The following is a 13,807-nucleotide window of genomic DNA, read 5'->3' as shown; positions in this document are numbered from 1 at the left end:
GCCGGATGCCAAAGCTGCATTTAGACTTTGACTTTGACTTTTGCAGAATAACATATGCATCTTTTGTGATATTTGATCCAGATCACATCACATCGGCTGAATGCACCTTAACTCATCGGCAAAACACAAGTTTAAGGCCAGTCGTGCGCGATACCCCTTCCTTGCCCCTTAAGGCTGCCCCCGCTGGGGCGGCGCTTTTTGCCCCGGGCCGTGCTGCGCAGCGGCGGGCTGCGGTGCTGTCGGTGCTGGCCGGGGTGGTCTGGCTGGGCCAGGCGGCGGTCCTTGCCTGGGCCATTTCGGGGCTGTTGGCGGGGGCCAAGGTTTCGGTACTGACTGCGGGTCTTGGCTTTGCGGCCCTTGGGCTGCTGCGGGTGGCCCTTGCCGACCGTGCCGAGGCTGCGGCACAATCTGCTGCCGAGGCGGTGATCACCACAGCCCGCGCGGCCTTTGTGGCGCGAGAGGCGGGGCTTGCGGCTGACAGTGGTCAGACGGGCGCCGGGGCGCAAGCGGCCCTGGCGACAGAAAAGCTGGATATGCTGGTGCCCTTTGTCACCCGCTATGCCCCGGCGCGGGCGCGGGTGATGGTGCTGCCGCTGATCATTCTTGCCCTGGCGTTTTGGCAGTCTTGGGCCGTTGGGCTGATCTTGCTGGTGGCGGGGCCGCTGATCCCGGTGTTCATGGCGCTGATCGGTTTGGCCGCAAAAGAGGCCAGTGCCCGCCAGATGACCGAGATCGGCAGCCTGAACGATTTTCTGGTCGAGCGGTTGTCGGCGCTGGTCGATATCCGGCTGCTGGGGGCAGGCCAAGCGGTGCAAGACAGCTTTGCCGACCAAGCCGGCGATTTGCGGGCGCGCACGATGGCGGTGCTGCGGGTGGCCTTTCTGTCGTCAACGGTGCTGGAACTGTTTGCCGCCATTGGTGTGGCCATGGTTGCGGTTTATGTGGGGTTTTCGCTTTTGGGCGCGATCACCTTTGGGGCCTGGGGCGGCGCGATTTCACCCGGCGCGGGCATCTATGTGCTGCTGCTGGCGCCCGAGTTTTTTCAGCCCCTGCGCGATCTGTCTGCCGCGTGGCATGACAAGGCAGCGGCAGAGGCGGTTCAGGCGGAATGGGTGGCGCATCTGGCGCAACCTGCCCGGCCCTTGCCCGGCGCAGGCGCACAGGTTTCGCGGTTGTCCGGGCCTGCCAGCGTCGAGTTGCGCGGCTGTGTGACGCCCGCCGGGCAGGCGCTGCCGCATATCGTGATTGCGCCCGGAGAGCGGGTGGCGCTGATGGGGCCAAGCGGGGCGGGCAAGACCTCGGCCCTGCGGTTGATGGCGGGGCTGGAATTGCCCGAGCAGGGGCAGATCACCGTGGCGGGGCAGGTTTTGACAGCGGCAAATGCCGATGCGTGGCGGGCACGGCTGGGGTGGATGCCACAGGCCCCGCACTTCATGGCGTCCAGTCTGCGGCAGAATTTGGCCTTGGGGCGCAAAGGCGATCTGGATCATGCGCTGTCGGTGGCGGCTGTGTCTGATGTGGTGGCGGGCCTGCCGCAGGGGCTGGCCACCCGGCTGGGCGAAACAGGCGGTGGTCTGTCGGGGGGCGAGGCCCGACGCATCACGCTGGCGCGGGCGGTCTTTGGGGGGCCAGATCTGCTGCTGGCTGATGAGCCGACGGCCGATCTGGATGCGATCACCGCCAATCTGGTGACCAAGGGGCTCCTGGCCGAGGCCGCGCGCGGGGCCACGTTGGTTGTCGCCACGCATGACCGGGCCCTTGCTGCCCGGATGGATCGGATCATCCTGATCGGGGGCAAGGCATGAGGGCGCTTTGGACCGTCTTTCATCTGATCTGGCGTGATCAGCGCCGGGCCCTGGTGCGCGGCGCTGTTCTGACTGTGGTGGTGCTGGTGATGGGGGCCGCGCTTTTGGGCCTGTCGGGCTGGTTCATCACGGCTGCGGCTGCGGCGGGGCTGGCGGGGGCAGGGGCGGTGTTCGATGTATTCCGCCCGTCGGCGATGGTGCGCTTTTTGGCGCTTGGGCGGGCCGCTGCGCGCTATGGAGAGCGGGTTTTGACCCATGATGCCACGCTGCGCGCGCTGGAAAGCCTGCGGTTGAGGGTCTTGGCGTCGCGGTTGCACGCGCCCTACGGCCAGATGATCCGCATGCGTGGGGCACAGGTGCTGAACCGGCTAACGGCGGATATCGACGCGCTGGACGGTGTGCCCTTGCGTTTGGTTTTGCCAGTCATGGCGGGGGTGATGACCCTGGCGCTGGCTTTGCCTGTGCTGTGGGTGCTGGTTTCTCCGGCGGTCGCGCTGTGGGGGGTGGGTGGCTATCTGCTGGGGGCGGCTGTGGTGGTCTGGCGCATGGGGGCCGTGGCCGTGCCGCTGTCGCGCCGGGCCGAGCTGGCAACGCAGGCCTTTCGCACCCGGTTGATCGATATGATCCGGGGGCGGCGTGATCTGGCGGTTTATGGTCATTTGTCCGCGCAAGCCGCAGCGGTGATGGCCGCCGAGGCGCGGCGTCTGGTGCTGCGGCGGCAGTTGGACCGTGCGGAGCGCAAGACAACGCTGGCCTTGGGGCTGCTGACCACACTGGTCGTCGCTGGCACATTGATGCTGGGTATTCTGGGGGTGCAGTCTGGGCAGATCGCCCCCGCCTTTGCAGCGCTTGGGCTTTTTGCCGCATTGGCCATGGCCGAGGTGCTGGCCCCGCTGCGGCGCGCGGCGTCAGATCTGGGGCGTATGGCGGATGCCGCGCGGCGGGTGGTGCGCGATGTGACTGCCCCGCCGCCGATGGCCTTGCCCCCGGTTTGCGCGGCGCAGGCGGTGCCCTTGGCCGTGCAGAACCTGACGCTGCACCGTGCGGGCACAGACCAGGCCCTTGTGCGCGGGCTAAGCTTTGATCTGCATCCGGGCCAGACCTTGGCGCTGACCGGGGCCAGTGGGGTGGGGAAATCCACGGTCTTGCTGGCCGTGGCGGGGCTGCATCCGCTGGCGGATGGGCAGATCTTGCTGCAAGGCCAGCCCCTTGGCCTTTGGCCCGAGCCTGATTTGCGAGACAGGCTGACGCTGCTGCCGCAACGCAGTGCGCTGATGGCGGGCAGCGTGGCGCAGGCGCTGACCCTTGGCAATGCCGCCAGTGATGAACGGCTGTGGCAAGTGCTGGCTGCTGTGCAACTGGATGGCGTGATCCGCGCAAGGGGGGGCCTTGATTTCGGTATTGGCCCGCGAGGAGAGGGGCTTTCCGGGGGCGAGGCGCGGCGTTTGGTCTTGGCCCGCGCCGTATTGCGCAATCCGCAAGTTCTGGTGCTGGATGAGCCAACCGAAGGGTTGGACGAGACCACTGCTGCTGCGGCCTTGCGTGGCCTTAGGCAGGTGCTGCCTGATGCGGCAATTCTGATCGCGGCGCATCGGGCGATTGAAACGGCGATGGCCGACCGGATCATTTCGCTGAACTAAGTCATATCACAAATGCTAGTTATTGATCTGGATCAAGGCCGCCATCCCGATACCAGAAGATATATTCCGCCTTACGAATGTATGTCGGGCGGGATTCGCCCCCCGATAACTGGAGGCACACACCATGGAATTCGGGATCGTCGAGCTGTCACGGCTGCAATTCGCCATGACTGCGATGTATCACTTCCTCTTCGTGCCGCTGACCTTGGGTCTGTCGATCCTGGTCGCGATCATGGAGACTGTTTACGTTATGACCAACCGCCCCTTGTGGCGGCAGATGACAAAGTTTTGGGGCACTCTGTTCGGGATCAACTTTGTTCTCGGCGTCGCCACCGGCATCACGATGGAATTCCAGTTCGGCATGAACTGGAGCTATTACAGCCATTACGTCGGCGACATCTTCGGTGCGCCCCTTGCGATCGAGGGCCTGATGGCCTTTTTCCTTGAGGCCACCTTTGTCGGCCTGTTCTTCTTTGGCTGGGACAAGCTGAGCAAAGTCGCCCACCTTGCCGTGGCGTGGCTGGTGGCCATTGGGTCGAACTTCTCGGCGCTGTGGATCCTGATCGCCAATGGCTGGATGCAGAACCCGGTCGGTGCGGAATTCAACCCGATGACCATGCGGATGGAGATGACCGACTTTTTCGAGGTTCTCTTCAACGAGGTTGCCCAGGCCAAATTCGTGCATACCGTCAGTGCGGGCTATGTCACGGCCTCGGTCTTTGTGCTTGGCGTATCGGCCTGGTATCTGCTGCGCGACCGTCATGTTGAACTGGCGCGGCGGTCGATCACCGTGGCGGCGGCCTTCGGTCTGGCGTCGGCCTTCTCGGTGGTGTTGCTGGGCGACGAGTCGGGCTATTCGGCCACCCACAGCCAAAAGATGAAACTGGCCGCAATCGAGGCGATGTGGGAAACCCACCCCGCGCCGGCGCCGTTCAATCTGGTCGGGTTCCCGGATCAGGACGCGCGCGAGACGCATTACGCGATTGAAATCCCTTGGGCGATGGGTCTGATCGGCACGCGGTCGCTGACCACCGAAATTCCGGGGATCAACGATCTGGTTGCGCAGGCAGAAACCCGTATCCGCAGTGGCATTATCGCCTATGACGCGCTGCTGCATATTCGCGAAGCCCGCGACGCCGCAGATCCGGCGATCGTGGCGACGTTCGAAGACCACTCGGCCGATCTGGGCTTTGCCTTTCTGCTGAAGAAATATGTCGAAGATCCGCGCACCGCGACCGAGGCGCAGATCGTGGCGGCGTCGAATGACACCGTTCCCACGGTCTGGCCGCTGTTCTGGGCGTTCCGCCTGATGGTGGCGCTTGGCTTTGGCTTCATCGCGACGATGGCCTATTTCTTCTATCGCGCATCCTTCAGGGGGATGCGCTATCCCCGCCCGGCTTTGCATCTGGCGGTCTGGATGATCCCCGCGCCGTGGATTGCTGCTGAAATGGGGTGGTTCGTGGCCGAGTTCGGCCGGCAACCCTGGACGGTGGACGGTGTTCTTCCCACGGCCATGTCGGTCAGCGCGCTGTCGATCACCGAAGTGGGGCTGACCTTGGCAGGGTTTATCGCGTTCTACACCGTGCTGTTCATCATCGAGATGGGCCTGATGTTGAAATACATCCGCAAAGGCCCGTTCCAGGATGTTCCCGAAACCGAAGCCTGGATGAAACGCCACAGTGACCGGTTGGTTGGTCGGCGCAATGCAGACGCCATTGCCCAACCCGACCTGCAACCGGCGGAGTAAGACCCATGATTTTGCATGAACTTCTGAGTTATGAACTGCTGCGCGTGATCTGGTGGGGCCTTTTGGGCGTCTTGCTGATCGGCTTTGCCTTGACCGATGGCTTTGACATGGGGGTGGGCGCGCTGATCCCCTTTGTCGGCAAGAGCGATACCGAACGCCGAATCGCCATCAACACCGTTGGCCCGGTTTGGGAAGGCAACCAAGTCTGGTTCATTCTGGGCGGGGGCGCGATCTTTGCGGCCTGGCCTCCGCTTTATGCGGTGTCCTTCTCGGGCTTTTATCTGGCGATGTTCGTCATTCTGGCGGCCTTTATCGTCCGGCCCGTGGCGTTCAAATACCGCTCGAAACGTGACGACCCACGTTGGCGCAGTGCCTGGGATTGGGCGCTGTTCGGTTCGGGCGCCATTCCGGCCCTGTTGTTCGGCGTGGCGGTGGGGAATGTGATTCAGGGCGTGCCCTTCCATTTCACCGATGATCTGCACACGATCTATGAAGGGGCTTGGTACATCAAGTTCATCGGGCTGCTTGATCCTTTTTCGATCCTTGCCGGGGTGGTGTCGCTGTCGATGCTGATCATGCATGGCGGGGCCTGGCTGACGCTCAAGGCCGAAGGCCCGGTGCAAAGCCGCGCCCGTGTGATCGGTTCGGTCGCGGCGGTTGTGGCGGTTGCCAGCTATGTGCTGGCGGGCCTGTGGATGGCCGTTGGTATCGAGGGCTATCGCATTGTTGGCGATTATGTGACGGGTGGCCCATCAAACCCGCTGCATTTCGAAGTGGAAAAGACCGCAACCTGGCTGACCGCCTATGCAGATCGGCCGTGGATCGTCGTGGCCCCGATCATGGGTGTTCTGGGCGGCGCGCTGACCTTTCTGGGCCTGCGGGCCGGGCGCGAGGTTTCGACCCTGCTGTTTTCCAAGATGGCGATCCTCGGTGTGATTTCGTCTGTGGGCCTGACGATGTTTCCCTTCATCATGCCCTCGTCCAGCGATCCGCAATCGTCTTTGACGGTCTGGAACAGTTCGTCCTCGCATCTGACGTTGTTCATCATGCTGGTGGTCACGCTGATCTTCATGCCGCTGATCCTGATGTATACCGCATGGGTCTATAAGGTGCTGTGGGGCAAGGTGACCGAGGCCGATGTGACCGAAAACTCTCATTCTGTCTACTGAAAGGACTGAAATCATGTGGTATTTCGCCTGGATCCTTGGCCTTCCGCTTGCAGCCATCTTTGCCGTCATGAACGCCATGTGGCTGGAGTTGAAAGAGGATGAAAAGCTTTTGAATCGTGACGGCCCCACACCGTCGCGTCCCGCGCGGTCATGATCGCGTGACGTTGCTGGTGGGGCGGCCCAACATCCGCCGCCCCGCCAGATTTTCCGACACCCCCCAAATCACATAACTGGAGATTTCCATGCTTAAATTCGCATCCTCTGTTCTTGCCCTTGGTCTGGCTTTTGGCACAGCCGTTTCTGCGCAAGAGCAAAACAAGCTGATCACCATTCTGACTGCACCCGAGCCGCAGACCCAGTTGATGGCCATGGTTCTGACCATGAATGCCATGGCTGCGGGTGCCGAGGCCGAGGTGCTGCTGTGCGGCCCCGCCGGCGACATCGCCCTGAAAGAGGCCCCGGCTTCGGCCACCGCGGGCCAGCCGCCGCGCGATGCCAGCCCGCAAGGCCTGATGCAGATGATGATGCAAAAGAACGGGCTGAAAGTGCAGGTCTGCGCCATTTATCTGCCCGGCAAAGGCGCCGATGCCAGCATTCTGCTGGACGGTGTAACGGCAGCGGCCCCTGATGCGATGGGGGCGGCCATTGTGGCGCCGAACACGACGGTCATGAGTTTCTAAGCCAGGTCTGACCGCGTGGTTTGACACAGATGGGGCGCCTTTCGGGGCGCCCCTTGCTGCGCGCCTGCCCGTGTTGCCGCAACGCGGCGGCAGCAATCGCCCGAAGATATTCCATTATTGGAATGTCAATTTGATCCAGATCAGATGGCGCGGCCTAATCTTGTGGCAGGAATGCAGGAAATCCTAGGAGGACTCACCATGACCAGATCCGGTCTTTCCACTTCACGGCGCGGCTTTCTGGGGATCGGCGCTGCCGGCCTTGCTGCTGCCAGTCTTGGGGGCCCGGCCCGTGCGGCGAAACTGGCCACCAAGGCGCGTATCGTCATCATCGGCGCGGGCGCTGCGGGCACGGCGCTTGTCAATCGACTGGTTGACCGGTTGGATGGCGCGCAGATCACCATCATCGACGCCCGCGCCGAGCATTTGTATCAGCCCGGCCTGTCGCTGGTGGCGGCGGGCTTGAAACCGGCCTCTTACACGGTGTCAAAAACAACCGACTGGTTGCCGCAGGGCATCACGCTGGTGGCCGAATATGCCGCCGCCATCGACCCGGTTGCCAAGACCGTCGGCACGTCGGGCGGGCAGACGATTGGCTATGATTTCCTGGTTGTTGCCCCCGGTCTGGTGCTGGATCACCAAGCGATCGAAGGCTTTTCGCTTGATCTGGTTGGCACCAATGGCATCGGCTCGCTGTATGCGGGGCCGGAATATGCCGCCAAAACCTGGTCAGCCGCGCAGCAGTTTACCGAAACCGGCGGGATTGGCCTGTTCACCCGGCCCGCGACCGAAATGAAATGTGCGGGTGCGCCGATCAAGCACACTTTCCTGATCGAAGATATTGCCAGCCGTGGTCGCGCTGCGGGCAAATACGAAATGCACTACGCAGCCCCGCAGCAGGCCCTGTTCTCGGTGCCGATCGTGCATGAAAAGCTGCGGATGCTGTTCGGGCAGCGTGGCATCACCCCGCATTATGGCCGCACGCTGAAGTCGGTCGATCCGGGGGCCAAGCGTGCAACCTTTGTCGAGACGGTGATCGACCCCACGACCAAGCTGGAAACCAGGTCCGATGTCGAGATGCCCTATGACTATCTGCATGTCATCCCGCCACAACGGGCACCCGAGGTGATCCGCCAGTCGGGCCTGTCATGGGCCGACAAATGGACGGATCAAGGCTGGGCCGAGGTGGATATGCAAACCCTGCGCCACCTGCGCTATCCCGAGATCTTTGCCCTTGGCGATGTGGCGGGTGTGCCCAAGGGCAAAACCGCGGCGTCAGTAAAATGGATGGTGCCGGTGGTGGAAGATCATCTTGTGGCCGCTATTCAGGGCAACGAGGGAACCGAGACGTATAACGGATACACCTCGTGCCCGATGATCACCCGCGTGGGCCGCGCCATGCTGGTCGAGTTTGATTACAACAACAACCTTGTCCCGTCCTTCCCCGGCATCATTGCCCCGCTAGAGGAACTGTGGATCAGTTGGCTGATGAAAGAGGTGGCCCTGAAAGCCACTTATAACGCCATGCTGCGTGGCAAGGCCTGAGGGAGAGCGCGATGAAAGACCTGACGTTTGAAACCCTGATTGCCGTCTTTGAAGAAATCTTTGGCCGTGGCCTGTTCTGGGGCATGGTGGCGGCGGCTGTGCTGGTGACGGTGGCGTATCTTTATGTTCTGGTGCGTGATCGGTCTGTGTCGTGGCGCAAGTTTCTGCTGGCACAGCTGTCGATGCCCTTTGGCGCGGTGGCAGCCGTGGTCTTTGTGCAGCAGATGACACATTCGCATCTGCGCGATCTGGGTGGCCCTGTTGATCTGATCGTGTTTCTGGGCGTGGCCGTGATGGGTGCGGTTGGCGCGGCCATTCTGGTTTACACGGTGCAGTCGCTGTTCTTTCGCACCACGGTTGACTGATCGCCGCGGGCTGCTTGGCTGGGCATAAGTCGCGGTTCGTTCAGCAGGTCTTACAACGGGCAACACGGCGCCGGGGCATCACCGGCGCCGTTTTCGGTTTGGCCGCGCGGTGTTGCAACGGGCCGTCGCGCCGCCTTAGAACCACTGCCCCGGCTCCATCAGGCCCAAATCCATCAATTGCTGGCTGTGCCATTCAAACGGCACCGTGTTGCGCCATTTGAAATCGTGGATGTCATAGCGCGATCCGGGGTTGGTGCGCAGGGCCTTGGCCGTGCGGAACGATGCAAGCGCCGTGGTCAGGTTATTGTGCCACGGGCAGGCGTAGGTGTTCATTTCCTCATCGTTCAGCGTGTAATCAGGGCGCAGTTCCAGCCCCGGTTTGGTCTTGAACAGGCAAATACGGTCGATCTTGCGCCGTTCCCACGGCACATGTTCTTCAAAGCGCCAGCGAAGGCCGCCAAAGAAATCAAGCTGCCGCTCTTTGGGGTGGTTCTTGTTCGCCGGGTCGGGCCGCCCAAGGGCGTAATAGCCTGACCTGTCCAGATGCGCATCCTCAAGGGAAACGGCGTTGGGAAAGCTGTCCAGATCGCCTGCGTAAAGGTCGATCACATAGGTCAGCAAGGCTTCGCGTCTCTCTTCGGTGTGAAAGGCCAGCAATTCGCGGATGTTGCGATCTTCGCAAAACGGGTGGAACAGGTATTCGCCGTTATAGCAGTAGAACAGCCAGATCCCCGGCGCGGCGCGGATCAGGCTGTTGATCACGGTGATCAGGGCGGCCTCGGCATGGACGTTGTGGTCAATCCGGTGAACCGTCGCTTCCAGCTTGTCGGGCAGCACGATGGGGGCGGGGGCGAACAGCAGAACCTCACGGAACCCCGCCCTTTGATGATGCCGCAACGTGGTGTCGATTTCGATGTCATCTTCGGCAAAGACCACGGCCACCGGCCCTTTGGCCAAGGCGGCTTTTCCCTTGCTGAGAAAATCGGACAGACTGGTATAACGCATATCGGTTTGCTTTCTTCGCTTGGGCAAAAGTCCCTCATGCCGGGCGGCAACGCAAGCCCCTACACAGCCTGCGTTGCGACTGCCGCCTGTGTCGTGTAGAAGCCCAGCCTGACCCCAGTCGATGACCCAGTCGCCCTGCCCGAGGGAGCCACCATGACAGAGCCGAAGAAACTTTTCATCAAGACCTACGGCTGTCAGATGAATGTCTATGACAGCGAGCGCATGGTCGAGGCCATGGGCGCCGAAGGCTATGTCACGACCGAGGTGGCCGAAGACGCCGATATGGTTTTGCTGAACACTTGCCATATCCGCGAAAAGGCCAGCGAAAAGCTGTATTCCGATCTGGGCCGCCTGAAACCTCTCAAGGCTGCGCGGCCTGATCTGAAAATCGGCGTGGCGGGTTGTGTTGCCCAGGCCGAAGGGGCCGAGATTCAGCGCCGGATGCCTTTGGTGGATATTGTGGTGGGGCCGCAGGCCTATCACCGCCTGCCGCAACTGGCCCGCGGCACCGGGCCGCAGGTCGATACCGATTTCCCCGAGGAAGACAAGTTTGACCTGCTGCCTGCGCGCAAGGCGCGGCGTGGCCCGACCGCCTTTCTGACGGTGCAGGAAGGCTGCGACAAATTCTGCGCCTTTTGTGTGGTGCCTTACACCCGCGGGGCCGAGGTCAGCCGCCCGGTCGATCGCATCATGACCGAGGCGCGTGATCTGATCAGCCGGGGTGTGCGCGAGATCACCCTTTTGGGCCAGAATGTGAATGCCTATCATGGCCACGGCCCCGCTGATCAGGGCGGCGGTGACTGGACCTTGGCGCGCTTGATCCGGGCCTTGGCCAAGGTCGATGGGCTGGACCGCATCCGCTATACCACCAGCCATCCCAACGATATGGACGATGACCTGATTGCCGCCCATGGGGATGTGCCGCAACTGATGCCCTATCTGCATTTGCCGGTGCAATCGGGCAGCGACCGCATTCTCAAGGCGATGAACCGCAAACACACACGCGATGATTATTTCCGCCTGGTGGACCGCATTCGCGCCGCACGGCCAGACATCTTGCTGTCGTCCGATTTTATCGTGGGCTTCCCCGGTGAAACGGACAGCGATTTTCACGATACGATGGATCTGGTGCGTCACGTCACCTATGGGGCGGCGTTCAGTTTCAAATACTCGGCGCGTCCAGGCACACCGGCAGCAGAAAAGCCCGATGTCGAGGCCGAGGTTGCCGATGCCCGTCTGCAAGAGTTGCAGGCCCTGATCACCAGCCAGCAGCGGGCCGCGCAATTGGCGATGGTCGGGCGCGAGGTCGGCGTGCTGTATGAAAAGGCAGGTCGTCAGCCGGGGCAGATGGTTGGCAAATCTGACCACCTGCATGCCGTTCACGTCGATGATCCCGATGGCAAAGTGGGCGAACTGGTGCGGGTGCGTGTCTCGGGTTCGGCCACCAACTCTTTGTCCGCGGTCAGAATTTCCTGATCGACCCTTGTTCTAGGGATTGTGGTCGAACTGTTTCCAATTCGGAAACCAAGTCGCGCAGGGCGCGTGATTGTGCCGGCGGTTCAACCCCGTTTGCCACATAAATGCCCCAATTTATTCAGATTTCGCTTTACTTCACTTTTTGGCGACGGCACATCTAGATATAGTTTTGTTGACTAGTCATAGTAGAAGGGGCTGCGGCTGTGGATAAGTATTCCAAGGCATTGCGGATGGTCCTGGGGGGGGCTGCGCTTGCGGTCGGTCTGTCCGGTGCGACGGCCGCCATGGCGCAGGGTGCCCCAGAGGTATCCGGCAAGATTGAATGGGGCGTGTGGATCGACGACGACGGCTGCATGCATTGGTGGGCAGACGGCGGCCTCGAAGGCTATATGGTTCCGCGCCGCAACCCAAAGACTGGCAAACCGGTGTGTTTGAAGAAGAATACCTGTCTGGTCGAAAACACCGACACGCTGTTCGCAACAGACAGTGCCCGGCTTACCTCTAGCGGTCAGGCCCGCCTGCGCGACTTTTTCCAAAGCGCCGGGGCCTTTGGTTACGCCATTTATGGCCATACCGACAGCCGCGCGTCGGATGAATACAACATGCGCCTGTCTGACCGTCGCGCTGCTGCCGTGGCCTCGGTGGCGCGGTCTGTCGGCGCCCATGTCGAGCGGGAAATCGGCTATGGCGAACGCCAGCCGATCGCATCGAACAGCACGGCGGCGGGTATGCAAAAGAACCGGCGCGTCGAAGTCGTCTGCTACCGGTGGTGAGGATCATGATGAAAACGATCAAAATCGGAGCCTCTTGCGCCGCAGCCTTGTTGCTGAGCGGTTGCGTGACCGAAACCTTTGAGGGCACAGAGCGCTATCGTGGGGCTGATACCGTGATTGCCACGGGCCAAGACCAGGGCCGTGATACGGGCGTTCTGCGCAATGGCAATGCTGCCATCGCCTATGACCCGGATGGGTGCCAGAACTGGATCATGGATGACGGTCTCGAAGGCTATTCGACGCCGCGCTATGACCCGGTGTCGGGGCTGCCAATTTGCAACGATAAATTCCCGCCCGGCACGGTGATCCGCAATTACCAGACGGGCACCGAAGGCGTGGGCGATCGGGCTTCTGGCCCAGGTATCCGCACCGTGGTGCGTCGCAGTAACTAAGGCGGCAACACCGAACTGTAAAAGAGGCCGCATCACCCTGCGGCCTCTTTTCATTTTCGGCAGATATTTACGCAAATGTCATTCGACTTGGCGAGACTTGGCCATATTTCACACCCAAGGGCCACTCTGTGCTTGCCAGATGCTGTAGCTGGGCGCACACTTCATACAGGCCCTAGATAGAAGGAGATCTCCTTGGGCATCAGCGCGCTGACCCCCCCGACCAAGGCCGAGGATATGGTGGAAACAGTCCTCGAATTTCCTGATAACCGCCTGCTGATCGAGCTTTGTGGCGAATATGATCGCAATCTGGCGCAGATTGAACATCAGATGGGTGTTCACATCCTGCGACGCGGCAATCGCCTTGCAGTGATCGGGGATAAGGGCGCGCGGGAGCAAGCGGCAGCAATCTTGCGAAGTCTCTATGCCCGTCTGGAAAGTGGCCGCAACATTGCGGCGGGCGATGTCGATGGGGCGTTGCGGATGCGCGCAGCGGCCACGCCCGAGGCCGAACAGATCGAACTGTTCACCCCCGGCATGGAATTGCGCACCCGCAAAAAGCCGATCGAGCCCCGGACCGAGGCGCAAAAGGCCTATGTCGCCAATCTGTTCCAGAATGAGCTTGGCTTTGGCATTGGCCCGGCCGGCACTGGCAAAACCTATCTTGCAGTGGCGGTCGGGGTGACGATGTTCATCTCGGGTGCCGTTGAAAAGATCATCCTGTCACGCCCGGCGGTCGAGGCGGGCGAACGCCTTGGCTTTCTGCCCGGCGACATGAAGGAAAAAGTCGATCCCTATATGCAGCCGCTTTATGACGCGCTGAACGACTTTCTGCCCGCCAAACAGGTGCAAAAGCTGATGGAGGAAAAGCGGATCGAGATTGCCCCGCTGGCCTTCATGCGCGGTCGCACCCTTTCCAACGCCTTTGTCGTGCTGGATGAGGCGCAGAACGCCACCACCATGCAGATGAAGATGTTTCTGACCCGTCTGGGCGAAGGCAGCCGCATGGTCATTACCGGCGATCGCACGCAGATCGACTTGCCGCGCGGCGTGCCCTCGGGCCTGCAAGAGGCCGAGCGCATTCTGAAAGGCGTCAAGGGTGTCACCTTCAACTACTTCACCTCGAAAGATGTCGTGCGCCACCCCTTGGTTGCGCGGATCATCGAGGCCTATGAGGCCAATGAAACCACGCAAGGCTAAGGACCGTCGGGCAGCA

Annotated in this window: 13 protein-coding genes; 12 read left to right on the top strand and 1 reads right to left on the bottom strand. The window is 61.6% G+C overall.

Features of this window, described 5'->3' with window-relative positions; genetic code table 11:
• Positions 1 to 143 precede the first annotated feature (143 nt).
• From cydD to V3C85_RS13560, 8 genes are all read left to right on the top strand, one after another.
• Entirely contained in the window at positions 144 to 1,805 is a 1,662-nt protein-coding gene (gene cydD / locus V3C85_RS13595) for a thiol reductant ABC exporter subunit CydD (RefSeq protein ID WP_331795672.1), read from the top strand.
• Positions 1,802 to 3,445, top strand: a complete 1,644-nt coding sequence (locus V3C85_RS13590; protein ID WP_331795670.1) for an amino acid ABC transporter ATP-binding/permease protein — start codon at positions 1,802 to 1,804, stop codon at positions 3,443 to 3,445. The genes cydD and V3C85_RS13590 overlap by 4 nt, the downstream gene beginning before the upstream one ends.
• 124 nt (positions 3,446 to 3,569) lie before the next feature.
• Positions 3,570 to 5,192 carry a cytochrome ubiquinol oxidase subunit I gene (locus tag V3C85_RS13585; protein WP_331795668.1) on the top strand — a complete coding sequence of 541 codons (1,623 nt, stop codon included), beginning with the start codon at positions 3,570 to 3,572 and terminating at the stop codon, positions 5,190 to 5,192.
• A 5-nt stretch (positions 5,193 to 5,197) separates the two neighbouring features.
• Positions 5,198 to 6,361, top strand: coding sequence for a cytochrome d ubiquinol oxidase subunit II (gene cydB / locus V3C85_RS13580; protein WP_331795666.1), 1,164 nt, complete (start codon positions 5,198 to 5,200; stop codon positions 6,359 to 6,361).
• 13 nt (positions 6,362 to 6,374) lie between these two features.
• Positions 6,375 to 6,515 (top strand): cytochrome bd-I oxidase subunit CydX, encoded by a 141-nt coding sequence (cydX, locus tag V3C85_RS13575; RefSeq protein WP_331795664.1) that lies wholly within the window; start codon positions 6,375 to 6,377, stop codon positions 6,513 to 6,515.
• Between the two features lie 88 nt (positions 6,516 to 6,603).
• Positions 6,604 to 7,041, top strand: coding sequence for a hypothetical protein (locus V3C85_RS13570; RefSeq protein WP_331795663.1), 438 nt, complete (start codon positions 6,604 to 6,606; stop codon positions 7,039 to 7,041).
• Between the two features lie 198 nt (positions 7,042 to 7,239).
• Positions 7,240 to 8,583: an NAD(P)/FAD-dependent oxidoreductase gene (locus V3C85_RS13565; protein WP_331795662.1), complete on the top strand. Its 1,344-nt coding sequence runs from the start codon at positions 7,240 to 7,242 to the stop codon at positions 8,581 to 8,583.
• 11 nt (positions 8,584 to 8,594) lie between these two features.
• Entirely contained in the window at positions 8,595 to 8,948 is a 354-nt protein-coding gene (locus V3C85_RS13560; RefSeq protein ID WP_331795660.1) for a DUF5368 domain-containing protein, read from the top strand.
• Between the two features lie 135 nt (positions 8,949 to 9,083).
• On the opposite strand, the gene V3C85_RS13555 is transcribed toward V3C85_RS13560, so the two are convergent.
• Positions 9,084 to 9,953: a glycosyltransferase family 2 protein gene (locus V3C85_RS13555; protein WP_331795658.1), complete on the bottom strand. Its 870-nt coding sequence runs from the start codon at positions 9,951 to 9,953 to the stop codon at positions 9,084 to 9,086.
• Between the two features lie 153 nt (positions 9,954 to 10,106).
• Here V3C85_RS13555 and miaB point away from each other — a divergent pair, with 153 nt between their 5' ends.
• From miaB to V3C85_RS13535, 4 genes are all read left to right on the top strand, one after another.
• Positions 10,107 to 11,429: a tRNA (N6-isopentenyl adenosine(37)-C2)-methylthiotransferase MiaB gene (gene miaB, locus V3C85_RS13550; protein WP_331795656.1), complete on the top strand. Its 1,323-nt coding sequence runs from the start codon at positions 10,107 to 10,109 to the stop codon at positions 11,427 to 11,429.
• Between the two features lie 203 nt (positions 11,430 to 11,632).
• On the top strand, positions 11,633 to 12,202 hold the full coding sequence (locus V3C85_RS13545) for an OmpA family protein (protein ID WP_331795655.1): 570 nt from the start codon (positions 11,633 to 11,635) through the stop codon (positions 12,200 to 12,202).
• Between the two features lie 8 nt (positions 12,203 to 12,210).
• Positions 12,211 to 12,594: a hypothetical protein gene (locus tag V3C85_RS13540; protein WP_331795654.1), complete on the top strand. Its 384-nt coding sequence runs from the start codon at positions 12,211 to 12,213 to the stop codon at positions 12,592 to 12,594.
• A gap of 192 nt (positions 12,595 to 12,786) precedes the next feature.
• A complete protein-coding gene (locus tag V3C85_RS13535) occupies positions 12,787 to 13,791 on the top strand; it encodes a PhoH family protein (protein WP_445942020.1) in 1,005 nt (334 codons plus the stop codon).
• Positions 13,792 to 13,807 lie beyond the last annotated feature (16 nt).

The sequence above is a fragment of the Pseudotabrizicola sp. L79 genome (assembly GCF_036553525.1).
Classification (GTDB): domain Bacteria; phylum Pseudomonadota; class Alphaproteobacteria; order Rhodobacterales; family Rhodobacteraceae; genus Pseudotabrizicola.
The sequence above is the reverse complement of the archived record's forward strand: the minus strand, read 5'-3'. Positions and strand labels throughout refer to the sequence as shown.

Coding starts and splice junctions, on each gene's coding strand:
- V3C85_RS13590 (WP_331795670.1), top strand. CDS start 1,802: ATGAGGGCGCTTTGGACCGTCTTTCATCTGATCTGGCGTGATCAGCGC.
- V3C85_RS13585 (WP_331795668.1), top strand. CDS start 3,570: ATGGAATTCGGGATCGTCGAGCTGTCACGGCTGCAATTCGCCATGACT.
- cydB (WP_331795666.1), top strand. CDS start 5,198: ATGATTTTGCATGAACTTCTGAGTTATGAACTGCTGCGCGTGATCTGG.
- cydX (WP_331795664.1), top strand. CDS start 6,375: ATGTGGTATTTCGCCTGGATCCTTGGCCTTCCGCTTGCAGCCATCTTT.
- V3C85_RS13570 (WP_331795663.1), top strand. CDS start 6,604: ATGCTTAAATTCGCATCCTCTGTTCTTGCCCTTGGTCTGGCTTTTGGC.
- V3C85_RS13565 (WP_331795662.1), top strand. CDS start 7,240: ATGACCAGATCCGGTCTTTCCACTTCACGGCGCGGCTTTCTGGGGATC.
- V3C85_RS13560 (WP_331795660.1), top strand. CDS start 8,595: ATGAAAGACCTGACGTTTGAAACCCTGATTGCCGTCTTTGAAGAAATC.
- V3C85_RS13555 (WP_331795658.1), bottom strand. CDS start 9,953: ATGCGTTATACCAGTCTGTCCGATTTTCTCAGCAAGGGAAAAGCCGCC.
- miaB (WP_331795656.1), top strand. CDS start 10,107: ATGACAGAGCCGAAGAAACTTTTCATCAAGACCTACGGCTGTCAGATG.
- V3C85_RS13540 (WP_331795654.1), top strand. CDS start 12,211: ATGAAAACGATCAAAATCGGAGCCTCTTGCGCCGCAGCCTTGTTGCTG.